Source organism: Nocardioides sp. NPDC057772 (genome assembly GCF_042798075.1).
Classification (GTDB): domain Bacteria; phylum Actinomycetota; class Actinomycetes; order Propionibacteriales; family Nocardioidaceae; genus Nocardioides.
The window spans coordinates 1-23,690 of sequence record NZ_JBHVKN010000047.1; the positions used below are offsets into that span (position 1 = coordinate 1).

General features: G+C 70.1%; 27 protein-coding genes. 11 read left to right on the forward strand and 16 right to left on the reverse strand.

The window, feature by feature from the left end; genetic code table 11:
- The 7 genes from ACFVJS_RS10785 to ACFVJS_RS10815 form a co-directional block, all read right to left on the reverse strand.
- Positions 1–538 (reverse strand): M17 family peptidase N-terminal domain-containing protein (locus ACFVJS_RS10785; RefSeq protein WP_378879325.1); only part of this gene is annotated, 538 nt, incomplete at its 3' end.
- A complete protein-coding gene (locus tag ACFVJS_RS10790; RefSeq protein ID WP_008358749.1) occupies positions 539–712 on the reverse strand; it encodes a DUF3117 domain-containing protein in 174 nt (57 codons plus the stop codon).
- Between the two features lie 146 nt (positions 713–858).
- Complete coding sequence (locus ACFVJS_RS10795; protein WP_378879327.1) at positions 859–2,796, reverse strand: hypothetical protein; 1,938 nt, start codon at positions 2,794–2,796, stop codon at positions 859–861.
- A 15-nt stretch (positions 2,797–2,811) separates the two neighbouring features.
- Positions 2,812–3,162, reverse strand: a complete 351-nt coding sequence (locus ACFVJS_RS10800; RefSeq protein ID WP_378879329.1) for a DivIVA domain-containing protein — start codon at positions 3,160–3,162, stop codon at positions 2,812–2,814.
- On the reverse strand, positions 3,155–3,874 hold the full coding sequence (locus tag ACFVJS_RS10805) for a TIGR00730 family Rossman fold protein (RefSeq protein WP_378879332.1): 720 nt from the start codon (positions 3,872–3,874) through the stop codon (positions 3,155–3,157). The genes ACFVJS_RS10800 and ACFVJS_RS10805 overlap by 8 nt, the downstream gene beginning before the upstream one ends.
- Positions 3,871–4,938: a succinyl-diaminopimelate desuccinylase gene (dapE, locus tag ACFVJS_RS10810; RefSeq protein ID WP_378879335.1), complete on the reverse strand. Its 1,068-nt coding sequence runs from the start codon at positions 4,936–4,938 to the stop codon at positions 3,871–3,873. The genes ACFVJS_RS10805 and dapE overlap by 4 nt, the downstream gene beginning before the upstream one ends.
- Positions 4,939–4,942: 4 nt before the next feature.
- A complete protein-coding gene (locus ACFVJS_RS10815; RefSeq protein ID WP_378879338.1) occupies positions 4,943–5,710 on the reverse strand; it encodes a TetR/AcrR family transcriptional regulator in 768 nt (255 codons plus the stop codon).
- Between the two features lie 107 nt (positions 5,711–5,817).
- Between ACFVJS_RS10815 and ACFVJS_RS10820 the strand changes: the two genes are divergently transcribed.
- The 4 genes from ACFVJS_RS10820 to ACFVJS_RS10835 all read left to right on the forward strand — a co-directional run bounded on the left by ACFVJS_RS10820 (position 5,818) and on the right by ACFVJS_RS10835 (position 8,647).
- Positions 5,818–6,273, forward strand: coding sequence for a nitroreductase/quinone reductase family protein (locus ACFVJS_RS10820; RefSeq protein WP_378879341.1), 456 nt, complete (start codon positions 5,818–5,820; stop codon positions 6,271–6,273).
- On the forward strand, positions 6,270–7,232 hold the full coding sequence (locus ACFVJS_RS10825) for an ATP-binding cassette domain-containing protein (protein ID WP_378879344.1): 963 nt from the start codon (positions 6,270–6,272) through the stop codon (positions 7,230–7,232). The genes ACFVJS_RS10820 and ACFVJS_RS10825 overlap by 4 nt, the downstream gene beginning before the upstream one ends.
- Positions 7,229–8,029, forward strand: coding sequence for an ABC transporter permease (locus ACFVJS_RS10830; protein WP_378879348.1), 801 nt, complete (start codon positions 7,229–7,231; stop codon positions 8,027–8,029). The genes ACFVJS_RS10825 and ACFVJS_RS10830 overlap by 4 nt, the downstream gene beginning before the upstream one ends.
- 150 nt (positions 8,030–8,179) lie before the next feature.
- Positions 8,180–8,647 carry a DUF6069 family protein gene (locus tag ACFVJS_RS10835; protein ID WP_378879349.1) on the forward strand — a complete coding sequence of 156 codons (468 nt, stop codon included), beginning with the start codon at positions 8,180–8,182 and terminating at the stop codon, positions 8,645–8,647.
- A 24-nt stretch (positions 8,648–8,671) separates the two neighbouring features.
- Here the strand turns inward: ACFVJS_RS10835 and ACFVJS_RS10840 are convergent, their stop codons facing one another.
- The 5 genes from ACFVJS_RS10840 to ACFVJS_RS10860 all read right to left on the reverse strand — a co-directional run bounded on the left by ACFVJS_RS10840 (position 8,672) and on the right by ACFVJS_RS10860 (position 14,281).
- On the reverse strand, positions 8,672–9,352 hold the full coding sequence (locus tag ACFVJS_RS10840; protein ID WP_378879351.1) for a class I SAM-dependent methyltransferase: 681 nt from the start codon (positions 9,350–9,352) through the stop codon (positions 8,672–8,674).
- A 93-nt stretch (positions 9,353–9,445) separates the two neighbouring features.
- Entirely contained in the window at positions 9,446–12,688 is a 3,243-nt protein-coding gene (gene ileS, locus ACFVJS_RS10845; RefSeq protein ID WP_378879402.1) for an isoleucine--tRNA ligase, read from the reverse strand.
- Between the two features lie 232 nt (positions 12,689–12,920).
- Complete coding sequence (locus ACFVJS_RS10850; RefSeq protein ID WP_378879353.1) at positions 12,921–13,367, reverse strand: GNAT family N-acetyltransferase; 447 nt, start codon at positions 13,365–13,367, stop codon at positions 12,921–12,923.
- 8 nt (positions 13,368–13,375) lie between these two features.
- Positions 13,376–13,837, reverse strand: coding sequence for an endonuclease domain-containing protein (locus ACFVJS_RS10855; RefSeq protein WP_378879355.1), 462 nt, complete (start codon positions 13,835–13,837; stop codon positions 13,376–13,378).
- Between the two features lie 6 nt (positions 13,838–13,843).
- A complete protein-coding gene (locus tag ACFVJS_RS10860) occupies positions 13,844–14,281 on the reverse strand; it encodes a GNAT family N-acetyltransferase (protein WP_378879358.1) in 438 nt (145 codons plus the stop codon).
- A gap of 80 nt (positions 14,282–14,361) precedes the next feature.
- Here ACFVJS_RS10860 and ACFVJS_RS10865 point away from each other — a divergent pair, with 80 nt between their 5' ends.
- The 4 genes from ACFVJS_RS10865 (at position 14,362) to ACFVJS_RS10880 (ending at position 18,194) form a co-directional block, all read left to right on the forward strand.
- Positions 14,362–15,132, forward strand: coding sequence for an enoyl-CoA hydratase/isomerase family protein (locus ACFVJS_RS10865; RefSeq protein WP_378879360.1), 771 nt, complete (start codon positions 14,362–14,364; stop codon positions 15,130–15,132).
- A gap of 42 nt (positions 15,133–15,174) precedes the next feature.
- The gene (locus ACFVJS_RS10870) at positions 15,175–15,744 is read left to right on the forward strand and encodes a DinB family protein (RefSeq protein WP_378879363.1); all 570 of its coding nucleotides are present in this window, start codon (positions 15,175–15,177) and stop codon (positions 15,742–15,744) included.
- 90 nt (positions 15,745–15,834) lie between these two features.
- The gene (locus ACFVJS_RS10875; protein ID WP_378879365.1) at positions 15,835–18,012 is read left to right on the forward strand and encodes a carbon starvation CstA family protein; all 2,178 of its coding nucleotides are present in this window, start codon (positions 15,835–15,837) and stop codon (positions 18,010–18,012) included.
- Positions 18,009–18,194, forward strand: coding sequence for a YbdD/YjiX family protein (locus ACFVJS_RS10880; RefSeq protein ID WP_378879368.1), 186 nt, complete (start codon positions 18,009–18,011; stop codon positions 18,192–18,194). The genes ACFVJS_RS10875 and ACFVJS_RS10880 overlap by 4 nt, the downstream gene beginning before the upstream one ends.
- Before the next feature lie 7 nt (positions 18,195–18,201).
- Here ACFVJS_RS10880 and ACFVJS_RS10885 read toward each other — a convergent pair whose 3' ends face one another.
- Positions 18,202–18,495 carry a hypothetical protein gene (locus tag ACFVJS_RS10885; RefSeq protein ID WP_378879371.1) on the reverse strand — a complete coding sequence of 98 codons (294 nt, stop codon included), beginning with the start codon at positions 18,493–18,495 and terminating at the stop codon, positions 18,202–18,204.
- 64 nt (positions 18,496–18,559) lie between these two features.
- Here ACFVJS_RS10885 and dapD point away from each other — a divergent pair, with 64 nt between their 5' ends.
- Positions 18,560–19,489, forward strand: a complete 930-nt coding sequence (gene dapD, locus ACFVJS_RS10890) for a 2,3,4,5-tetrahydropyridine-2,6-dicarboxylate N-succinyltransferase (protein WP_378879373.1) — start codon at positions 18,560–18,562, stop codon at positions 19,487–19,489.
- A gap of 28 nt (positions 19,490–19,517) precedes the next feature.
- A complete protein-coding gene (locus ACFVJS_RS10895) occupies positions 19,518–20,366 on the forward strand; it encodes a hypothetical protein (RefSeq protein WP_378879376.1) in 849 nt (282 codons plus the stop codon).
- A 183-nt stretch (positions 20,367–20,549) separates the two neighbouring features.
- Here the strand turns inward: ACFVJS_RS10895 and ACFVJS_RS10900 are convergent, their stop codons facing one another.
- Genes ACFVJS_RS10900 through fdxA form a run of 3 tightly spaced genes read right to left on the reverse strand, consistent with a single transcriptional unit; the run spans position 20,550 to position 23,069 of the window.
- On the reverse strand, positions 20,550–21,581 hold the full coding sequence (locus ACFVJS_RS10900) for a hypothetical protein (protein ID WP_378879377.1): 1,032 nt from the start codon (positions 21,579–21,581) through the stop codon (positions 20,550–20,552).
- Between the two features lie 46 nt (positions 21,582–21,627).
- Positions 21,628–22,746, reverse strand: coding sequence for a succinyldiaminopimelate transaminase (gene dapC, locus ACFVJS_RS10905; protein ID WP_378879380.1), 1,119 nt, complete (start codon positions 22,744–22,746; stop codon positions 21,628–21,630).
- Positions 22,746–23,069 carry a ferredoxin gene (gene fdxA / locus ACFVJS_RS10910; RefSeq protein WP_008358813.1) on the reverse strand — a complete coding sequence of 108 codons (324 nt, stop codon included), beginning with the start codon at positions 23,067–23,069 and terminating at the stop codon, positions 22,746–22,748. Before fdxA ends, dapC begins: the two co-directional genes overlap by 1 nt.
- Before the next feature lie 79 nt (positions 23,070–23,148).
- Here fdxA and ACFVJS_RS10915 point away from each other — a divergent pair.
- Positions 23,149–23,690: hypothetical protein (locus ACFVJS_RS10915; RefSeq protein ID WP_378879382.1), on the forward strand; the 542-nt coding region annotated here is incomplete at its 3' end.

Here is a 23,690-nt window from a genome sequence, read left to right on the forward strand (position 1 = left end):
CCTGGGCCCGGTCCAACGCTGCCGCCTGGTCGTCACCGAGATCGGCCAGGGTGATCGTCTCCACCGGCGTCCACGGCGCCCCCTCGGAGCGCCAGTGGAAGAGGAAGGACCCCAGCGTCGCGCCGGCCACGAACGGCTCCAGCCCGACCTCGGGATCGACTGCCGGGATGGTCGTGACGACCTCTGACCGATCGCGCACGGCGCGAGCCAGCGCGGCGCCCGCCCGCCGGAAGTCGTCGCGACATTGCGCGCCGACACCGATCAGGAGGATCCGTCGCAGGGCGCCGGAGCCGGTGACGGCGTACGTCGTCACCTCACCGGCACTGCCGGTGGCACCTTCGAACTCGAGGTGACCGAGGAGGTCGTGCTGGTCACCCAGGTCAGCGGCCCCGGGACCGATGACGAGCGCATCCTCGCCCGGGATGACCGGCAGCGCGATGATCTCGGCATCGAGACTCTCCGGACCGAGCGGGCTGAGCGTGAAGGTGGGCGGCGTGACCTGCGACGGCAGAGCCGGTGACGGCAGCGTTGTGGTCATCTACGCGTTCAGCCCAAGACCTTTGATCTCTTCGCCGAGCGCGGCGGCCTCTTCGGCGTTCAGTTCGACGACCAACCGGCCACCACCCTCGAGCGGGACGCGCATCACGATGCCCCGACCTTCCTTGGTGACCTCCAGCGGACCGTCTCCCGTCCGCGGCTTCATCGCCGCCATGCGGCACCTTCTTCCGTGTCTCGCGTGTCGGCGCTCACCTGCCGGATGGCCTCGGAGCGCGCATTGCGCTTCTATTATCCCTCATCAGGTCAGCAGACCTGACGGCAAGGTGGGAGTTTCGGCGGGTTGACCTGCCTTCGAACCTGTCAGATGACCGAGGTTCCGTAGGCCCAGGTCAACCAGATCGCGAGGATCACCAGGGTGATGTGCACCACGATCGCGGCGCCGGAGGCCTCGAAGAAGGCTCCTCCCCGCTCCCGATGGTCACCGCCGGCGGACCGGTCGTAGGCGTCGTCGTAGCGGTCGCCATAGCGGTCGCCATAGCGGTCGTCGTAACGCTCGTCATAGCGCTCGTCATAACCGCGGTCGTAGGCCTCGTCGTAGTCGTAGCCCTGGGCGTACGGCTGGTCGCCGCCCTGCTCATGGCCCTGCTCATGACCCTGCTCGTGACCCTGCTCGTAGCCCGCGTAGGCCGGCGCGTCGTAGTCCTGGCTCTGCTGCCGCCGGCGCTGCGGCGCCTGGGGCGCGCGCGGAGCCTGGGCGGGCGACTCGGCCCGGTCGCGAGGACCGTAGGAGTCGAAGGAGTAGGGGTCGTACGCCTCGGGCTGCTGCGCCACCCGGCGGCCCGGCTGCCGGCTCCGCTGCGGTGCGGGGGCGGGCTCGGGTCGAGGCTCGGCCTGGGGCGCCGGTCGGGGCTCGGCCTGGGGCGCCGGACGCGGCGCGCGCGGCGGGGCCGGCTGCGGCTGCCCCGGGTAGCCGGAGTAGCTGCTGTCGCGCCGGAACCGCCGGTCGGCGAACTCGTCGTGGCCTTCGTTGCGGCGGTCGTCGTAGCGACCGTCGTAGCCACGGGACCGGCGCTGCGGCGGCTCCTGGCGGCGACCCCACGGGTCCTGGCCGCTCTGGCTCCGGCTCGGCGCCCCCTGGCCGGGCTGAGGCTGCTCCGGCGTCGGCGTCGGCGCCGGGGCCGGAGCCGGAGCCGGAGCCGGTGGAGGGGGTGCCTGGTGCTGGGGGGCCCGACGCTGAGGCGCCTGGCGCTGGGGTGCCTGATGCTGGGGTGCCTGGTGCTGGGGTGCCTGGTGCTGGGGTGCCTGGGGAGCCGGCCGCTCGCGCATCGGCTGCTCCGGGGCACGGCGCTCCTGAGCGGGTCGGGCAGGCGCGGGTCGATCCTGCCGGGGACGCGCGGGCGCATCCGGGGCGGGCGGCTGGGGCGCGGGCGGCCTCTGGGCTGCACGCTGGGGCGCGGCAGGCGGCTGAGGCGCGGGCTGCTGCGGCACCGGCGGAGGCGGAGTCTGACGTCTCGCCACCCGGCGGCCGAGCTGGCCCTCGCGCGACGGGGCGGGAGCCGGAGCGGGAGCGGGAGCCGGAGCGGGAGCCGGGGCGGGAGCAGGGGCAGGCGGTGGAACCGGCGAGGGGTCACGCTCGATCGGCGCCATCACGGCGGTCTCGTCGGCGCCGGACGCCGCCCGGCGGGGTTCGGGCCGCGGCTCAGGTCGAGCCTCCGTCCGCGGCTCAGGACGACGTACGGCCGGACGACCGGTCTGAGCGACCGGCTGGGCGACCGGCTGGGCGACCGGCTGGGCGACCGGCTGGGCGACCGGCTGGGCAACCGGCCGCTGGACCGGCTCCTGGGCCGACAACCGCGGATCGGCGTAGCCGGACCGGTCGTCGAACTGGTCGTAGCCGTCGTATCCGTCGTAGCCGGCGTCGGCATAGCCGGACTCGTCGTAGCCGTAGCCGTCCTCGGCGGCGTACTCCTCGTCGTAGTCGTCGTAGCCGTAGTCGTCGACGGCACCTGCACGTTGCTCCTTGAGCCGTCGGGCGAGCAGGTAGAGACCGGCGATCGCGGCGAGCCAGATCCCGAAGAGCCCGATCACGCCCGGGACGTCGCCGCCGAGGAAGAACGACGGCGGCGAGACGAGGAAGAGGACCCAGACGAGCAGGCCGGCGGCACCGGCGTACAGGTGGATCCTGGGCGGCAGTCCCGCCTCCTGCGGCTGCAGGAGATGGGGCTTCAGGTAGGTGAGCGCGACGATCACCGCGACCAGGGCGGTCACGGCGTAGACGAGTACGGCAGCGAAGCTCACGGCAGCGATTCTGTCCTAGACGTCGGGCGAGCCCGAATCGGGCTCGGGCGTATGTGGTGCGAGTCCCCCGACTCCGATCCCACCCCCGGTATCTCCGGTGGCGGTCGACTCACGCCATTCTGCCTCGTCGGCGAGGCGGGCGATCAGAGCGTCGACCTCGTCCATCCGGTAGCCGCGGAACGACACCGAGAAACGTACGCGACGCAGGTCTGCCGCCTCCAGGACGCGGTCGCGCGGCACCAGAGCGTCGGGCTGGTCGCCGTACTCCTCGCCCATCGGCGCACCTGATCCGGCGGCGACGAGGGCGACTCCTCCGAGAACCAGCACGATGATTGCCGCGAAGATCCAACCCATCGCCTCAGTCACGCGCCTTCAGCATCAGCTCGACCGCCTCGTCCACGTCGTCGGTGAGGGTGATCATGTCGAGGTCGCTCTGCTTGATCCGGCCGTCGGCGAGCATCGTCTCGCGCATCCAGTCGAGGAGCCCCTCCCAGTGCTTCACGCCCATCAGCACGATCGGGAACTGAGTGATCTTCTTGGTCTGCGAGAGCGTCATCGCCTCGAAGAGCTCGTCCATGGTGCCGAGGCCGCCGGGCATGACGACGTAGCCCTGGGAGTACTTCACGAACATCATCTTCCGCACGAAGAAGTAGCGGAAGTTGAGCCCGAAGCTGACGTAGTCGTTGAGCCTGGCCTCGAAGGGCAGCTCGATACCGAGGCCGATCGACTCGCCACCGGCCTCGAGGGCGCCCTTGTTGGCCGCCTCCATCGTGCCCGGCCCACCGCCGGTGATCACCACGAAGCCGGCTTCGGCCAGACCGCGGCCGACCGCCTCGGCCTGGGCGTAGGTCGGGTGGTCGTGGGGCGTACGCGCCGACCCGAAGACGCTGATCGCGGGACCGATCTCGGAGAGGTCGTTGAAGCCCTCGACGAACTCCGCCTGGATCTTCATGACCCGCCACGGGTCGGTGTGGACCCAGTCACCATGGCCGGAGCTGTCCAGCAGTCGCTGGTCGGTGGTGCTGCCGGCAGGACGTCCCTTGGTCGGGCGCGGGCCGGAGCCGCTGCGTCGGGTCATGCGGTCAACCAATCACGAAGGGCCAGCTCACAGGTGGTGATCTCGGAGATCCGCACGTGCTCGTCGGCTTTGTGGGCGAACATCGGGTCACCTGGACCATAGTTGACCGCTGGTATGCCGAGGACCGTGAACCGTGCCACATCGGTCCACCCGAACTTGGGCCCGACCTCGCCGCCGACCGCCTCGATGAAGGCCTTGGCCGCCGGGCGGTCGAGGCCGGGCAGCGCGCCGGGCGCGGAGTCGGTCAGCGTGACCTCGTAGCCCTCGAAGAAGCTCTGCACGAAGGCGAGCGCCTCCTCCTCGGAGCGGTCCGGGGCGAAGCGGTAGTTGACCGTCACCACACACTCGTCGGGGATCACGTTGCCGGCCACTCCCCCGGAGACGAAGACCGCGTTGAGACCCTCGTGGTACTCCAGGCCGTCGATGATCGGCTTGCGCGGGACGTACGCCTCCAGGCGGCGCAGCACCTCGCCGGCCTTGTGGATCGCGTTGACACCGCGCCAGGCGCGGGCGCTGTGGGAGCGCTCGCCGGTGGTGCGCACCTCGACGCGCAGCGTGCCCTGGCAGCCGGCCTCGACGCCGGCGTTGGAGGGCTCCATCAGGATCGCGAAGTCGCCCGCGAGGAGGTCGGGCTCGCTGGCCGCGAGCTTGCCGAGGCCGTTGTGGACGGCCTCGATCTCCTCGGCGTCGTAGAGGACGTACGTCACGTCGCGGTTGGGCGCATCCAGGGAGGCGGCGAGCTTGAGGATGACCGCGTCACCGGACTTCATGTCGCAGGCCCCGAGGCCGTGCAAGATGCCGGTGGCCTCGTCGAGGCGGCTCGGGAAGTTGCCGTTGACCGGCACGGTGTCGAGGTGGCCCGCGATGACCACGCGCTCGGGGAGGCCGAGGTCGGTGCGCGCCACGATGGAGTTGCCGCGGCGCTCCACGACGAGGTGGTCGTAGGCGGTCAGCGCCCGCTCCACCGCGTCGGCCAGCTCGAGCTCGTTGAGACTCACCGATTCGATGTCCATCAGCTGCCGGGTCAGGGCCACCACGTCGGTGGTCAAGTCGAGCGTCGCCATGGCCCTAGTCAATCAGGGACCTCTCACCGACGTGCGCGAGCACCCCGTCGATGATCCGGGCCAGCCCGTAGTCGAGCTCGCGCGCCGGGTCGGTGGCCGCCTGGTAGGCCTCGCCGGCGGCGGTGCCGACCCGGCTGGCCAGCGGATAGTGGCTGCCCGCCATGACCTCGTTCAGCGTGTCGTAGTTGGCGGCCCACCACTCCGCCTCCGTCATCCCGGTGACTTGTTCCGCGCGGCGCTTCATCAGCTCGCTGCGCGCGATGGCGCCGGCGAAGCCGACCAGCACGGCGACCGTCTGATCCATCTCCAGATCGGTCAGCCCGAGGCCGTCGACGGCCTGCAGCTGCCACTCGTAGCGGTCGCTCATGTTGGGCCCCAGCCAGGGACGTACGTCCTGCACCTCGAGCAGCCACGGGTGGGCCCGCAGCTCGTCGTGGGCGAGGTTGGCGACCAGCTCGAGGCGCTTGCGCGGTTCGTCGGGCAGGTCGGGCAGCGTGGTCCGGCCGGTGACCTGATCGGCCATGAGCACCAGGAGGGCGTCGCGGTTGGGCACGTAGGAGTAGAGAGTCATCGCCCCCAGCCCGAAGCGCTGGGCGATCGCGCGCATCGTCACGGCGGCCAGCCCCTCGGCGTCGGCGAGGTCGATCGCGGCGTCGACGACCTCGTCGACGCTCACCTTCTGCTTCGGACCCCGCTTCGCCTTCGATTCCTCGCGGGCCTCGATCCGATGGCGCCAGAGCAGGCGCAACGAGGGGTCTGGCTGGTCCGGCACGTCGCTCATCCTAACCCCCTCCAGAAAATTCCGTACGCCGTACGGAACAAATGCTACAGTCACCCCGTTGTCATCTTCGTACAGCGTACGAAATTGGAGGAACGTGCATGCCGAACGACGCGAAACCGGTGCCGCCGCGCTGGCTCAAGCCGATGAACAAGGTCTTCATGACCCTGTCGAGGACCGGGCTCGGGATGAAGGAGCTGCCGGTGCTCACCGTGCCGGGCCGTACGAGCGGCAAGCCCCGCAGCACCCCGCTCTCGGTGCTCGACCTGGACGGACGCCGCTACCTGCTCGAGGGCTTCCCGGGGGCCGACTGGGCCCGCAACGTGCGGGCCGCCTCCGGCCGCGCCAGCCTCCGGGTCGGCAAGAGGACCGAGGAGGTGAGCCTCGTGGAGGTCGACCGCGACGAGGCCCTGACCGTGCTCCGGTTGTGGCCGGAGCGGATGGCGGACGGTGCGAAGATCATGCTGGACGCCGGGGTGGTCACCGCGGTGACGCCCGAGGCCTTCGAGGCCGTCGCCGGGCGCTGCGGCGTGTTCCGGATCGAGGTGGGCCGATGACCACCTCTCCCCTGTCCGCGCACGCCGTGCGCAAGCGCTACCGCGACACCCAGGCGCTCGACGGCCTCGACCTGGACGTCACCGCCGGCACCGTCCACGCCCTGCTCGGGCCGAACGGTGCCGGCAAGTCCACCGCGGTGAACGTCTTCGCGACCCTCACCCGGCCCGACGCCGGCGAGGTGCGTGTGGGCGGCCACGACGCCGTACGTCACCCCGCCCGGGTCCGCTCCACGATCGGCCTGGTCGGGCAGAGCGCCGCCTTGGACGAGGCCCTCCACGGCCGAGAGAACCTGGTCATGTTCGGTCGGCTGCACGGCCTGTCGAAGCAGGCCGCCGTACGCCGCGCCGGCGACCTCCTCTCCTCCTTCGGCCTCACCGAGGCCGGCGACCGGAAGGTCTCGGGCTACTCGGGCGGGATGCGGCGCCGGCTCGACATCGCCGCCGGCCTGGTCACCCGCCCGCAGATCCTCTTCCTCGACGAGCCGACCACGGGTCTGGACCCGCGCGCCCGTCACGAGGTCTGGGAGATGGTGCGGCAGGTGGTCTCCGACGGGACGACGGTGCTGCTGACCACCCAGTACCTGGACGAGGCCGACCAGCTGGCCGACATGGTCACCGTCCTCGGCGCCGGCCGCGTGATCGCCGAGGGGACGCCCTCAGCTCTGAAGAGCGACCTCGGCGGCGACCGGGTGATCATCACCGCGACCGGGCCGGACGACCTCGCCCGGATGGCCGGCGTGCTCGGCTCCACGGCCGGTGTCGACCCCGACCGTCTCGAAGTCACCGTCGAGGCCGGTTCGGCCGGCGGCGGTGCGGCCGTCGTCGAGGTCGTACGCACCCTCGACTCCGCCGGCATCACAGTCGATGACGTGCTGCTTCGCCGACCCACCCTGGACGAGGTCTTCCTCCACCTGACCGCCCCCGCCCCCGAGCACCACCACGAAGGAGCCGCCCGATGACCGACCTGACCTCAGGACTCACCTCGACCCTGCGGCAGACGTGGGTGATCACGCTGCGTGACCTCAAGCACTGGCAGCGCGAGCCGTGGGGACCCGTCTTCGGGATCCTGTTCTCGATCATGATGCTGCTGATCTTCGGCTACCTGTTCGGCGGCGCGATCGAGATGCCGGGTGGCGGGACGTATCTCCCCTACCTGCTGCCGGGCGTGCTCGCGCTGACGATGATGTTCGGCATCGACGGCACCATGGCCGTGGTCACCGAGGACACCAAGCGCGGGGTCACCAACCGGTTCCGGTCGCTGCCGATGAGCGGCCTCGCGGTGCCCCTGGGACGGGCGGTTGCCGACATGGGCAACTCGGCCGTCCAGCTGGGCGTGCTGATGCTCGGCGGGCTGCTGATCGGGTGGCGGATCGAAGGCTCGTTCCTCGCGGCGGCCGCCGCCGTGGGGCTCCTGCTGTGGCTGCGGCTGGCGATGCTGTGGTTGGGCATCTTCCTGGGCCTCACGCTGCGGATGGAGGGCGCCCTGACGATGGTGCAGGTGCTGGTGTGGCCGCTGGGCTTCTGCTCGAGCCTGTTCGTCTCCCCCGAGACGATGCCCGGCTGGCTCGGCTTCCTGGCCGGATGGAATCCGGTCTCGGCCACCGCCACCGCCTGCCGCGACCTCTTCGGCAACCCGACCGGGATCACCTCCGGACTGCTCGCAGACCATGCGGTGCTTCTGGCGGTCGCCTGGCCCGCGGTCCTGCTGGCGATCTTCGTCCCGCTGTCCACGCGGGCGTTCCGTCGCCTGGGCTGAGCCTGACAGTCCCGGAGGGGGTGATCGTCGCCTTTCAGAATTTTTTCGAGGAACCTGTCGGATCGGCGTCGAGGCGTTCGTGGAGTGAGTGAGAAGCGGCCGTACGGACCGCGCCGACCACCACCACACCACGAGACGAGAGGCACCATCATGAGCACCAGCACCTTCACCCGGACCACCACCGACCACGGCCAGTTCGCTGCGCGGATCCCGGTCTGGCTGGTCAGCACCACCGCCGTCGTCGTCGGGGCCGTCGTCACCGGCGTCTACGAGTTCCTCGCCCGCGCCGCCGGAGTGCCGTTCGACGTCACCCTCCCCGGCACCGGCCTCGAGCCCGCCGCGGTCCCCGAGACCGGACTCGCCTGGGCCGTCGCCGAGCTCGGCCTGATCGGCATCATCATCGCCGTCTGCCTCACCCGCTGGGCCAAGCGCCCGCGCTCGACCTGGAAGCGCACCGCCTGGACCCTGACGGCGCTCTCGTTGGTGCCCAGCCTCGTCGCCGTCACCGACTCCTACGCCACCAACATCATGCTGGTGATCTCCCACCTGGTCGCCGCCGCGGTCATCGTCCCGACCATCGCCGCCCGGCTGGCCGAGCGGAACCCGCGCCGCGCCTGAGAACCCTGCCCAGCCCTACCCACGTCAGCCCGGTGGCCGGCGAGCGATGATCAGCTCGCCGACACCGGGCATCGGCGTCGTCTCGACCGTGAACCCGGCGGCCGCCAGGTCGGCGAACAGCGCCTGCCGCGGATGGGTGCGGTAGTACATCACGAACGTCGGCCGCCACACCGCGTTGCGCACGCGCATCGCCAGGTCGAACCCGGACAGCAACCAGTAGGTCGGTTGAGTCGGCTTCGGCGCGCGACTCATCGGCAACGCGAACACCCCACCCGGCCGCAGCGCCCGGTAGACGCCCTCGAACAGCGGCCGCCGCTCCTCCGGCAGAAAATGCCCCAGCGCCCCGAAGCTCACCACCAGGTCGTACGCAGCACCGAACGGCAGCGCGCGAGCATCCGCCCGCACCAGGTCGGCGTCAGGGTGCGCCGCCCGTGCCTGCTCCAGCATCCCGGCGCTGAAGTCCATCCCGGTCGGCGCCTCCGTCGTCGCCTCCTCGAGCAGCGCCAGCCCCGCCCCGGTGCCGGTGCAGACATCGAGGCCGCGCTCGAACGGCCCGTGCTCCCGCAAAGCAGTGATCGTGGCGGCGAGCATCCAGTCCGGTGTGCGGAACGGGGTCGCGTCGAACTTCGGCGCCAGCAGGTCGTAGCCGCGCTCGACCGACGACAGCGCCTGGACCGCCAGCTCGCGAAACGTCGGCCCTCTCACGCCTCCCAACCTAGCCCGAACACAGCAGGGCCGGAGCCGTTCGCCGGCTCCGGCCTTGCTGGACGTGCTGGATCGTGGTGGATCGTGGTGCGATCAGGCCTTCGCGACCGCGATCTGGGCCTTCTCCCCGTCACCGAGGTCGACCGGGTTGCCGTCGAGCGCGTCGACCACGTCGTAGGTCGTGGCGAGGGTCTCGCGGGCGATCAGGTCGGCGTGGGTGGTGGCTGCCCGGCGTACGGTCTCGGAGCCGGCGACCGACAGGACGATGCGGTCCTCGACGTTGAGGCCGGAGTCCTTGCGCGCCTGCTGGACCGCGCGGACGAGGTCGCGGGCGAGGCCCTCGGCGGCGAGCTCGGGGGTGACGACCGTGTCGAGGACGATGAAGCCTCCCGGGAGCATCGAGACGGCGATGTCGTCGGAGGCGGAGCCGGCGACGGTCTCGAGCGTGTATTCACCCGCCACCAGCGCCAGGCCACCGGCGACGACCTCACCGGAGTCGGACACCGACCAGTCACCGGACTTGGAGCCCTTGATGGCCTTCTGGACGTCCTTGCCCAGGCGCGGCCCCGCGGCGCGGGCGTTGACGGTGAGCTTCTGCTCGATGCCGTACGTCCCGGCCTCCTCCGAGTCGGCGGCGAGCAGCCGGACCGACTTGACGTTGACCTCGTCGGCCACGATCTCCTCGAAGCCGGCGATGTCGGCGCCGACCACGGTCAGGCCGCCCAGCGGGAGGCGGTTGCGGAGCTTGCGCGCCTTGCGCAGCGCGGAGGTCGAGGAGCAGACCGCGCGAACTGCGTCCATCCGGGCGACCAGGTCGTCGTCAGCAGGCAGGTCCTCGACGACCGGGTAGTCGGTCAGGTGCACCGAGCGGCCACCGGTCAGACCGCGCCAGATCTCCTCCGTGGTCAGCGGCAGCAGCGGCGCGACCAGCCGGGTCACCGTCTCCAGCACCGTGTAGAGGGTGTCGAAGGCGGCCTTGTCCTCGTTCCAGAATCGCTCGCGGCTACGCCGGATGTACCAGTTGGTGAGCACGTCGATGAAGCGCTGCGTCGCCTCGCAGGCCTCGGCGACGTAGTAGTCGTCCATCGCCGTGGTCATCTCGGCGACGTAGTCGCGCAGCTTGGCCAGGACGTAGCGGTCCAGCGGGTCGGTGGACTCGGTCGAGCCGGTGGTCTCCAGGTTGGCCGCGTTGGCGTAGAGCTGGAAGAAGTACCAGCTGTTCCACAGCGGGATCATCACCTGGCGTACGGAGTCCCGGATGCCCTGCTCGGTGACGACCAGGTTGCCGCCGCGGAGGATGGGCGAGGACATCAGGAACCAGCGCATCGCGTCGGCGCCGTCGCGGTCGAAGACCTCGTTGACGTCGGGGTAGTTGCGCAGGCTCTTGGACATCTTCTGCCCGTCCGAGCCCAGCACGATGCCGTGGCTGATGCAGGACTGGAACGCCGGCCGGTCGAAGAGCGCGGTCGCCAGGATGTGCAGGGTGTAGAACCAGCCGCGGGTCTGGCCGATGTACTCCACGATGAAGTCGCCCGGGAAGTGGTGGGCGAACCACTCCTCGTTCTCGAACGGCACGTGGTTCTGGGCGAAGCTCATCGAGCCGGAGTCGAACCAGACGTCGAGGACGTCGGGGACCCGGCGCATCATCGACTTGCCGGTCGGGTCGTCGGGGTTGGGACGGACCAGGTCGTCGACGTACGGCCGGTGCAGGTCGGGGTTGCCGTCAGCATCCTTCGGCAGGGTGCCGAAGTCGCGCTCCAGCTCTGCGAAGCTCCCGTAGACGTCGAGGCGCGGGTAGGCCGGGTCGTCGGACTTCCACACCGGCACCGGCGAGCCCCAGAAGCGGTTGCGGGTGATCGACCAGTCGCGGGCGTTCTCCAGCCACTTGCCGAACTGGCCGTCCTGGATGTGCTCGGGCACCCAGCGGATCTGCTGGTTGAGCTCGAGCATGCGGTCCTTGATCTTGGTGACCTCGACGAACCAGCTGCTCACGCCCTTGTAGATGAGCGGCTGACGGCAGCGCCAGCAGTGCGGGTAGGAGTGGTTGTAGGACTCGCGGCGCAGCAGGATCGTGCCCGCGGTCACCGATCCCCCGGCCTCGCCGCGGGTGACCGCCTTGAGGTGGTCGATGATCTGCAGGTTGGCGTCGAAGACCTGGACGCCGGCGTAGTCGAAGACCGGCGCGGTGAACTTGCCGTCCTTGCCGACCGGCATCACCGCCTCGATGTTCTCGCGGTCGGTGACCTCCTTGTCGACCTCACCGAACGCGCCGGCGGTGTGGACGACACCGGTGCCGTCCGTGGTCGTGACCGCGTCGTAAGCTGCGACCACACGGAAGGCGTTGGTGTGGCCGGCGTAGTAGGAGAACGGCGGGGTGTAGCTGCGCCCGAGCAGCTCGGCGCCCTTGTAGCGGCCCAGCACCGTCGCCTCGTCGGCGTCGGGGAAGAGCTCCTTCTTGTACGCCGCGAGTCGGGCCTCCGCCAGGACGTACTTGGCCGTCTTGTCGGTGCCCGGCACCGGGCCCTCGACGACGACGTAGTCGATGTCGGAGCCCACCATCACGGCGAGGTTGGACGGCAGGGTCCACGGCGTGGTGGTCCAGATCAGGATGTGAGCGCCGTCGAGGACCTCGTCCTCGCCGGTCGCATCGAGCGCGTAGCCGACGGTGACCGCCGGGTCCTGACGGTCCTTGTAGACGTCGTCGTCCATCCGCAGCTCGTGGTTGGACAGCGGGGTCTCGTCCTGCCAGCAGTAGGGCAGGACCCGGAAGCCCTCGTAGACCAGGCCCTTGTCGTAGAGCGTCTTGAAGGCCCAGATCACCGACTCCATGTAGTCGGGGTTGAGGGTCTTGTAGTCGTTGTCGAAGTCGACCCAGCGCGCCTGGCGGGTGACGTAGTCGCGCCACTCGCCGGTGTACTTCAGCACCGAGGCCCGGCTGGCCGCGTTGAACTTGTCGATGCCCATCTCGACGATCTCGTCGGTCGTCTTCAGACCGAGCTGGCGCATCGCCTCGAGCTCGGCGGGCAGGCCGTGGGTGTCCCACCCGAAGCGCCGCTCGACGCGCTTGCCGCGCATCGTCTGGTAGCGCGGGACGATGTCCTTGACGTAGCCGGTCAGCAGGTGGCCGTAGTGCGGCAGGCCGTTGGCGAACGGCGGGCCGTCGTAGAACACGAACTCGTTCTCGCCGTTCTCGCCGGCGTCACGGTTGTCGATGCTCGCCTGGAAGGTCCCGTCCTTCTTCCAGTAGTCGAGAATCTGCATCTCGATCTCCGGGAAGCGTGGGCTGGCCGGGACGTTGCCCGCGTTGTGGGCTGAGGTGACCTTCGGGTAGGCCATCGGCGGCATCTCCTGCTGGGTGGTGTGTGGTTTCGTCTGCCACAGGGACGATCTCTCGACCGCGGTACCACCCTGCTTGCCCATGCCTGGGCCACTTCGTTTCGGCTGTGACGGGCCACCCCCGCCGGGTTCTACTCTCCGAAGATTTCTTCCCGGGGCTCGCCGCTGATGACGGCTCGAACGCCTGTAAGGAGAAGGGTACGCCGCCCGGAGCCCGCCGCGCGAACCCGATTCACACGGCGTGCCACATCCGCACGTGCGGCCCGATCTCGGGGTCGTCCCACGGCTCACCGATCACCCGGAACCCGGCGCGCTCGTAGAACCTGGCCGCCGGCGTACGTGCGTTGCACCAGACCAGCCCGCCACCCCGCGTCGTGACGTGGTCCAGCGCCGCCCGCAGCACCTGGCCACCCACGCCCTTCCCGCGCCACCCGTCCGCCGTCGCCATCCCCCGGATCCGCCACCCCTTCCCGGGGTGATCGGGCAGGTCAGGGCAGGCTTCCGGGAAGAGCCCCACGCACCCGACCAGGCTCCCGTCCGCATCCAGCGCGGCGTACGTCGCCACCCCAGGAAGGTCGTCCCCCGCCAGCTTCGCCGCCTCCGGCGGTCCGCCGTTGCGCAACACCTCCGCCCGCAACGGATACGTCTCCTCGACCTTCACCCTGCGCACCGTGATCACGCCGTCCATCATGCAGGCATCGACCTCAACCGGTCGGCGACGGCACCGGAGAGCGCCTCGTGGACGATCTCGGGGTGCAGCATGACGTCCTCCCAGGTGAACCGCAGGACGATCCAGCCCGCTGCCACGAACCGGTTGTAGCGGCCAGCGTCCTCGACCAGCGCCCGACGCGTTCCATGGAACTCGAACGAGTCGGCCTCGATGATGATCCGGAGCCGACGGTCGGCGAGGTCGACCCGACCGAGGAAGTCGGGCTCCGCGATCCTCACCTGGGGCTCGACGTCGAGCCCGTCGACCTGGATCGCGATCGCGCGCAGACAGCTCTCGAAGGCGTTGTCAGCGCCTCCATGTGCCAGGTGTGCGACCCTGCGGACGCCACCGGCTCCCGGACCGAAGGTGCGGTCGGCCGCAGCGACCAGCTCCTCGCGGCCGATCGCGGCTACGGCTACGGCCTTTTCCTCTTCGTTCACGCCCGCTCAGACCTGCCGCACCAGTCGCACGTTCGGCCCGAACTCCGGGTCCTCCCACGGCGCGCCGACCTGCTGGAAGCCCGCCCGGAGGAACAGCGGAGCGCCGGCGGGCGTGGCGTTGCACCAGACGGTCCCGCCGCCGTGGTCGTCCGCATGTGCCAGAGCTGCGGCGAGTACGGCTGTCCCGACTCCGCGTCCACGCCACTCCTCGGCGGTCGCCAGGCGACGGATCCGCCACGTGCCGTCCGTGGAAGGGAACACACTGACGCTCCCGACCACGGTGCCATCTGCGTCCTTGGCCGCGAAGGTCGCCACGTCCGAGTGGTCGTCGCCTGCGACCTTCGCCGACTCGGGCGAGGCACCGCCGTGGAGGACCAGCGCTCGAAGTGGATAGGTCTCGGCGGCCGGGACACGGGTGACGATGAACGCGCTCGAAGATGCCACGTCGCGACCGTAGCCGGATGGGACGGCTCTGGTGTGCTGATCGGGCGACGGCCGAGGCAGCCCCCTGGCAGGATGCGCGCATGAGCCTGATTCGCTACGAGTACGCCGACGGGTGCGCGCGCATCACGATGACCAACCCGGACCGGGGCAACGTCTTCTCCCCGGATGCCGGGGACGAGCTGCTGGCGGCGATCCTGCGGGCGAAGGCGGACTCGGCGCGAGTGATCGTGCTCGCGGCGGAGGGAAAGTACTTCTCGGTCGGCGGCGACCTGGCCGGGTTCGCGGCGGTCGATGATCTGGGGCCGTACATCCTCGAGCTCGCCGAGGGTGCCAACCGGATCATCACCGAGCTCGTACGCTGCGACGCGATCGTGGTCAGCGCGGTCCAGGGCACGGCCGCCGGGGTCGGGTTCCCGCTGGCCGCGGCGGCCGACATCGTGGTCGCCGCGGACCGGGCGAAGTTCAGCCTCGCCTACGCGAAGGTGGGGCTGTCGGTCGACGGCGGCGGCTCCCTTCTCGTCCACACCCTCGGACTGCACCGGGTGCTCCGGCTGACCCTGCTGGGCGACATGCTCACCGCGAACGAGGCGCTCGAGGCCGGGCTGGTCGCCCGTGTCGTGCCTGCCGACGAGCTCGATGCGACCCTCGACGAGGTCGTCACGACCCTGCTGTCCGGCTCCCCGGAGGCGCTGGCGCGCACCAAGCACCTGATCCGCGACGTCGCCGACCCGAACCCCGAGTCGGCCCTGCGACGGGAGGCGGAGTCGATCTCCGCGCTCGGCGGCTCGGCGTCCGGACGCGAGGGGATCAACGCGTTCCTGGAGAAGCGGCCGCCCATCTTCACGAGCTGAAATCATTGGCCGAAAGGCGCCGGTTCCAGCAGGGTGGGTCCCATGAGCAGCGATCAGCGGCAGGTGGGATTCGACGGCATCTGGCTTCCAGAGGGCGAGGACCCACGCCTCCACAAGGACCAGCCCGTCGGTGAGCTGGCGACCTACCGGGACTACCTGCGCCACTACCGGCTCACGCTCGAGCTCAAGTGCCAGGACCTCGGTCCGGAGGACCTGGCCAAGCAGAGCGTGCCGCCGAGCGACCTGAGCCTGCTCGGGCTGATCCGCCACATGGCGCGGGTCGAGCAGAGCTGGTTCCAGCGGGTGCTGAAGGAGAACCTCGACCTCCCGCGGCTCGACGCCGACGACCCCACCGGCGGGTTCCGGAAGGTCGAGCCCACGCAGGAGTCCGTCGACGAGGCCTTCGCGAGCTGGCGCGAGCAGGTGGCGGCGGCTGACGAGTGGCTCGACTCGATCGACGACTCCGTCCTCGGCGAGACGCGGGACGTCGGCCGAGGCGACGAACCGACCAGCATCCGCGACATCCTGGTCCACATGATCGAGGAGTACGCCCGCCATGCAGGTCACGCCGACCTGCTGCGGGAGACCATCGACGGGCGTACCGGGCAGTAGCCCACCGGCCGTCGGAACGGCGGTTTCCTGAGACTAGTCTGAGACAGCGGTCACAAGCGACCGCTTACCCCGCTGAACCCGAGGGAGACCATGTCAACGTCGACCGCCAACCCCACCGGCTCGGGCCCACGGTCCGGGCCCAACGTGAAGTCAATCGTCATCTGGACCGCCGTCGCTGTCGTCGGCGCCGTCTGCTGGGCCATGCTCGCCCTGTCCCGAGGCGAGGAGGTCTCGGCACTGTGGATCCTGTTCGCAGCGCTGGCCTCGTACGCGATCGCCTACCGGTTCTACTCGAAATTCATCGCCGACAAGGTGCTGAAGGTCGACGACACCCGGGCCACCCCGGCCGAGCGGCTGGAGAACGGGCAGGACTTCGACGTCACCGACCGTCGAGTGCTCTTCGGGCACCACTTCGCCGCGATCGCCGGCGCCGGCCCGCTGGTCGGTCCGGTGCTGGCCGCGCAGATGGGTTACCTGCCGGGCACGATCTGGATCATCGTCGGCGTCATCCTCGCCGGTGCCGTGCAGGACATGGTCGTCATGTTCTTCTCGATGCGCCGCGACGGCAAGAGTCTCGGTCAGATGGTGCGTGAGGAGATCGGCACCGTCGCCGGCGTGGCCGCGCTGATCGCCGTCTTCGCGATCATGATCATCATCCTGGCGGTGCTCGCGCTGGTCGTCGTCAATGCGCTCGCGGAGTCGCCGTGGGGTGTGTTCTCGATCGGTCTCACCATCCCGATCGCGCTCTTCATGGGCTTCTACCTGCGCTACCTGCGGCCCGGCCGCGTCAGCGAGGTGACCATCATCGGCGTCGCGCTGCTGCTGCTGGCCATCATCGGTGGTGGTTACGTCGAGGACATGGGCCTGGCCGACACCCTCACCCTCTCCCACGAGACGCTGGTGATCTGCCTGGTCGTCTACGGCTTCATCGCCTCGATCCTCCCGGTGTGGATGCTGCTCACCCCGCGTGACTACCTCTCCACCTTCATGAAGGTGGGCGTCATCGTGCTGCTGGCCGTCGGCCTGATCCTCGCGGCCCCGGCGCTGCAGAACGAGGCCGTCACCGACTTCGCCACCAACGGCGAGGGGCCGGTCTTCGCCGGCAAGCTGTTCCCCTTCGTCTTCATCACCATCGCGTGCGGCGCCCTCTCCGGCTTCCACGCGCTCATCTCCTCCGGCACCACACCGAAGATGGTCGCCAAGGAGAGCCACGTGCGGATGATCGGCTACGGCGGCATGCTGATGGAGTCGTTCGTCGCGATCTCGGCCCTCATCGCGGCCTCGGTCATCGACCAGGGCATCTACTTCTCGATGAACGCCGCCGCCGGCGCCACCGGCGGCACCCCGGAGACCGCGGCCGCCTTCGTCAACGGACTCGGCTTCACGATCACCCCGGCCGACCTCGAGGCAGCCGCGGCCAGCGTGGAGGAGACGATCATCTCCCGCACCGGTGGCGCCCCGACCCTGGCGTTCGGGATGTCGCTGATCTTCACCGAGGCGTTCGGTGGGGGCCTGGCCGCCTTCTGGTACCACTTCGCGATCATGTTCGAGGCGCTCTTCATCCTGACCGCCGTCGACGCCGGCACCCGCGTGGGCCGGTTCATGCTCCAGGACACGATCGGCAACGTCTGGAAGCGCTACGCCGACACGTCGTGGCGGCCGGCTGCCTGGTCGGCCTCCGCGCTGGTCGTACTGGCCTGGGGCTACATGCTCTGGATCGGCGTCGGTGACCCGCTCGGCGGGATCAACCAGCTGTTCCCGCTCTTCGGCATCGCCAACCAGCTGCTCGCCGCGATCGCCCTGACCCTGGCCACGGTGCTGATGTTCAAGCACGGTCTGGCCAAGTTCGCCTGGGTGCCTGGCATCCCGCTGGCGTGGGACCTCATCGTCACCATGACGGCGAGCTGGCAGAAGGTGTTCAGCGACAACCCCGCCATCGGCTACTTCGCCCAGGCCTCCGCCGCACGTGAGGCACGCGACGCCGGTGAGCTCTACGGGGTTGCGAAGACCCCCGAGGACGTCGACCAGATCATCTACAACTCGACCCAGAGCGGCATCCTGCAAGCAGCGTTCGCGCTGCTGGTGATCGTGATCGTCGCCGGTGCCGCGGTGACCGTGATCAAGGCGATCCGCGCCGGCGGGCTGCCGACCACCGAGGTCCCGAAGGTCGAGTCGAAGATCGTCGCGCCCTCCGACTTCTTCGCCACCAAGGAGGAGAAGGAAGCCGTACGCGAGTGGGAGGCGTCCCAGAAGACGCCGGTCTCATGAGCGTCCTGACCGAGCGTGTCTCCGGCGCCTGGCGGCTGCTCCGCCAGGCGACCGGGGAGGCGAAGTGGGACGACTACGTCGCCCGGTGCGAGCGTGAGGGCGTCGAGCCGATGACCCGGCGCGCGTTCGAGCGTCACCGGGCCGACGAGAAGGAGCACAACCCGCAGAGCCGCTGCTGCTAGCGGCGGTCTAGCGGGGGTTGTCGTCGGCGAAGGCGGCGTCGAGCCAGGCATAGACCTGCGAGTCACCTCGGGTGACGAGCAGGACGATCTGCTTCTCGGCGTCGCTGACCGGCTTGCCATTGATCCAGCTCCGGACGATGTCTGAGGCGGCGCGGCGTACGACCTCCACGCCCTTGGCCATCGCCCACTCCGGCGCCGGGTGGCCCTTGCTGCTCGCGACGCCGGGGATCTCCAGGGTCCAGGTGTCGTCCTCGGCCTGGATCAATTGCGGCATCGGCGGCGCGCTCTTCTTGCTCACCATTCCATGTTCGCACGTCGGACCGTCGATAAGGGGTCGCTCAGGCTCGGCCACTAGACTGCGCCCCGTGACGAATGCAGCTTGGGGCTTCGGCCTCGTGACGTACGCCGCCGACAACTCTGTTCTGGACGTGTGGTTCCCCGCGCCGCAGCTGGGCGAGAAGCCCGCCGACGCGACCGCGCCGGCCGAGCTGACCGCGCTCGAGGGCGCCGACGAGGTGCGTCAGGTGAGCAAGAAGGTCGCGCTCGTGGAGGTCAAGGACCTCGACACCGCGCCCGAGTCCACCGAGGACGTCTGGCTGCGTCTCCACCTTCTCTCCCACCGCCTCGTGCAGCCGCACGGGCAGAACCTCGACGGCATCTTCGGCCTGCTCACCAACGTGGTGTGGACCAGCGCCGGCCCGTGCGCCGTCGAGGGCTTCGAGCTCACCCGCGCCCGGCTGCGCGCCGCGGGCCAGCACGTGACGGTCTACGGCGTGGACAAGTTCCCGCGGATGGTCGACTACGTCGTGCCGTCGGGGATCCGCATCGGCGACGCCGACCGCGTCCGCCTCGGCGCCCACCTCGCCCCCGGCACCACCGTGATGCACGAGGGCTTCGTGAACTTCAACGCCGGCACGCTCGGCGCCTCGATGGTCGAGGGCCGGATCTCCGGCGGGGTCGTCGTCGGTGACGGCTCCGACGTCGGTGGCGGTGCCTCGATCATGGGCACCCTGTCCGGTGGCGGTAAGGCCGTCATCTCCATCGGCCAGCGCTGCCTGCTCGGCGCCAACTCCGGCATCGGCATCTCGCTCGGCGACGACGCCGTGGTCGAGGCCGGTTGCTACGTGACGTACGGGACCAAGGTGACGCTGCCCGACGGCACCGTGAAGAAGGCCGGCGAGCTCTCCGGTGCCTCCAACATCCTCTTCCGTCGCAACTCGGTCAGCGGCGCCATCGAGGCCGTTCCGTGGAAGGGCGAGGGCATCGAGCTCAACGCCGCCCTCCACGCCAACTGACCCCGACAGCGAAGAGCAGAGTGCTGAGTTGAAGAAGCTCGTCACCACGTTGGTGGTGCTCAGCGTGATCGCCGGCGGCATCTACTGGGTGGTCCAGGCCGCGACGGACAAGCTGGACTCGATCCTGCCCGACCTGCAGCACTGCACGGCGGTCGCGGGCGAGTACGAGGCGCGCTTCGACCCCGAGCAGATGGGCAACGCTGCGGTGATCACCGCGCTCGGTCTCAAGCGTGGCCTGCCCGCGCGGGCCGCCACGATCGCGATCGCCACCGCGATCCAGGAGTCGAAGCTCTACAACATCAGCCACGGTGACCGGGACTCGCTGGGCCTCTTCCAGCAGCGCCCCTCGATGGGCTGGGGCACCGAGGAGCAGGTCCAGGACCCCGTCTACGCCACCAACAAGTTCTACGACGCGCTCGTGAAGATCGAGGGCTACGAGGACATGGTCGTCACCGAGGCGGCGCAGGAGGTGCAGCGCTCGGCCTACCCCGAGGCGTACGCCGACCACGAGGGTGAGGGCCGCGCGATCGCCTCCGCGATCAGCGGCTACTCCCCCGCCGCGCTGACCTGCCGCATCGACGAGCCCGAGGCCGGATCCGGAAAGCCCCAGGCCACCAAGACCGAGATCAACCAGCTGCTCGGCGGCATGGTCGGCCGCGCTCGGGTGGAGGGCTCGACCGTGGTGATCCCGGTCGACGCCGGCGAGACCGGTGAGCGTGGCGGCTGGACGGCCGCCCACTACGTACTCGCCCGGGCCAGCGAGTTCGGCGCCACCTCTATCGCCTACGACGGACGCACCTGGTCCGCCGGCAAGGACGAGGAGTGGGCCGAGACCCCCGAGGTCACCAACGAGCGGATCGTCGTCACCCTCGCCTGACCTCTCCTCGCCGAGGCGTCACCCCCGTCGCGCGAGACGGCAGTTACGTCGGCCGAAGCGTCAGCCAGGTCGGGCGAGACGTCACTACGGTCGCGCGAGGCGGCAGCGGATGACGTTTCGACCGACGTAAGGGACGCTTCGGCCGACGTACGCGACGCCTCGGCCGGCGCGGGCGACCTCTCGTCAGTCGGCGACGTCGACGTGTACGTGGTCGCGGTGCTCGAGGATCGCCTGGTCGCCGCCGCGGTCCGGGATGTCGTAGTCGCGCCAGCCGGCGGCGGAGCGCCACCTGGTCCAGATGCGGTCGTCGTAGATGACGGTCTCGATGTCGAGGCGGTCGGCGTTGGCGACGAGGTAGTGGGCCAGGGACCAGCCCTTGATGTTGTTGCGGGCGTTGATGGGCCGGAAGAAGTAGTCGACCGCGCGGCCCTCGTAGTGGGCCGAGCCCTCCATGTGGCCGGTGGTGACGCCGCCGGGTTGGAAACCGCCCTCAGGGAGGCCCCCGTAGGCCTGCCGTACGTCATCGCGCAGCGCCTCCGCGCGCGAGGTGAGTCCGGCGCCGCTGAGCTGGTCCGAGACCTCGTCGGAACCGCCCTTGACGACGCACGAGAACGCCTCGGGGGTGTTGCCGGTCAGCGCCGAGGCGAGTGCCCGTGCCTCCGGCTCGGCATCGCGGTAGCTGTCGCGTGAGCCGTCGCTGATCTGCTGGGCGACGCCCGGTACGGACTGCTGGCGGTAGTCGGCGACCCCAGAGAGCCGGTCGTAGAGGGCGCTCGCCTTCGCGGCGTCCCGCTCGAGCGAGTGGTCGGCGAGCTCGACCGCCAGCACGACGGAGGCCGCGCGGGCCGGGAGCCCGCGGCGTACGGCCTCGGCGGCGATCGCCGAGGCGCGTTCGGCCTGGTCGGAGGAGAGGTCGTAGGTCTCGCCCTCGGAGGTGACGGTGCACGACTCGCGGGAGAGGACCGGGACGCCGCCGATGCCGACACCGAGCAACCGCAGGCCCGCGAAGATCAGAGCGATGGTGATCACGATGCCGAGCACGATGAGGTGCTTGCGCACCGGTCGCAGCTGCTTACGGGCCTCCCGTGCCGACCTACGCAGCGCCTCACGGGCGGGCTCCGGCAGTCTCGGCCCGGATGGGCCCGGCGCAGGAGGCCGCGGGCCCGGCGGCGGGATGGTCGGCGGGCCCGTCGGGGTCCCCGGCTGTGCGCTCACGCCACCAATCTTCACGTACGGGGCAAACCCCGCCCGGCGCGATCCCTCACTCGGCCAGGCGGGCGACGGCCGCGTCGACGCGCTCGTCGGTGGCGGTGAAGGCGATGCGTACGTGCTGGCTGCCGGCACGCCCGTAGAAGGCGCCGGGGGCAGCGAGGATGCCGCGCTCGGCGAGCCATTCGACGGTGTCCCAGCAGTCCTCGTCACGGGTCGACCACAGGTAGAGGGAGGCCTCGGAGTGGTCGATGCGGAAGCCCGCCGTCTCCAGCGCCGCCTTCAGCTTGGTGCGCCGGGCGGCGTAGCGGGCGTGCTGCTCCTTGGCGTGCTGGTCGTCGGCGAGCGCGGTCACCATGGCGACCTGCTGCGGGCCGGGCATCATCAGGCCGAGGTTCTTGCGGACCGCGAGGAGCTCGCCGAGGACCGCGGCGTCACCGGCGACGAAGGCCTCCCGGTAGCCCGCGAGGTTGGAGCGCTTCGAGAGCGAGTGGACGGCGAGAAGACCGTCGAAGGAACCACCGCACACGTCGGGGTGCAGCACCGAGACCGGGGAGGTCTCCCAGGCGCACTCGATGTAGCACTCGTCGGAGATCAGCAGCGTGCCGCGCTCGCGGGCCCACTCGACGGTCTTACGCAGGTGCTCCACCGGGAGCACCCGGCCGCTCGGGTTGGAGGGCGAGTTGATCCAGAGGATCTTCGGCGCCTTCGGGCCGAGCGCGACCAGCGAGTCGGTGGCGACGGTGTCGGCGCCGACGAGTGCCGCCGAGACCTCATAGGTCGGGTAGGCCAGCTCCGGGTAGGCGATCAGGTCACCCTGGCCGACACCGAGGTGGAGCGGCAGCGAGCCGATCAGCTCCTTGGAGCCGATCACGGGGAGCACGTTGTCGAGCCCGAGACCCGTGACCCCGTGGTTGCGCGCGAGCCAGTCGATCGCGGCCTGACGCACCGCCGCAGTGCCGATCGTGGTCGGGTAGCCCGGTGAGTCGGCCGCCTCGGCGAGCGCCTTCTGGATCACCGCGGGAGTCGGGTCGACCGGCGTGCCGATCGAGAGGTCGACCAGGCCGCCCGGGTGCGCCGACGCCTTCTCCTTGATCGGGACGAGCTTGTCCCACGGGAAGTCAGGCAGACGCTGCGAGACCGGGATCGAGGCCGAGATCGAGGCTGGCATCAGTCCTGGTTCTGCGGGGGCAGCGCGGCGACGAACGGGTGGTCCTTGTCGATCTCACCCATGCGGGCGGCACCACCCGGCGAGCCGAGGTCGTCGAAGAACTTGACGTTGGCGTCGTAGTACTCCTTCCACTCCTCCGGGGTGTCGTCCTCGTAGAAGATCGCCTCGGGCGGGCACACCGGCTCGCAGGCGCCGCAGTCGACACACTCGTCGGGGTGGATGTAGAGCATCCGCTTGCCCTCGTAGATGCAGTCCACCGGACACTCGTCGACGCAAGCCTTGTCCTTCACGTCAACACAGGGCTGGGCGATGACGTACGTCATTCGGGGCTCCTCCAAGCGGGGTATCACGAAAGTCAGAGGGGCGCGACTGGCCCTTCAGGGGACAGCCTAGTATCCCCCCGTGCCTGCTCATCTCCTGGGACCACATGTCGTCGGCAAGCGGATCGTCATCCGCCGCCTCGTCCCGGGCGAGACCGGCCCCACCGGCGGCCCGGCCTTCACCGACATCCTCGGAGTCTGTACGTCCTGGGCCGACGGCACCGCCGTCATCGAGCGCGAGTCCGGGGAGCAGGTGAGCGTGCCGGTCGCCGAGATCGTCTCCGGCAAGCCGGTGCCACCGCGGCCGAACGTACGTCTCCGGATCGGGGTACGCGAGGCCGAGCTGCTCAGCGCCGCGATCTTCCCCGGCACCACCTCCGAGGCCTTGGGCGAGTGGGTGCTCTTCGACCACGAGGTCTCGGTCCGCCGGCGACCCAACTCCGCGCTGGCGATCGGTGACCCCGGCATCGGGCTGGACGCGGCGATCGACGAGATCGAGAGCTTCTACCGGAGCCGGCACAAGCGACCGCGCGCGAAGATCGAGGTCGGCTCCGCCGCCGAGGAGGCTCTGGTCGCGCGCGTGACCTGCGCCGACCGGGCCCCGGACCGGCACACCACGTTGAC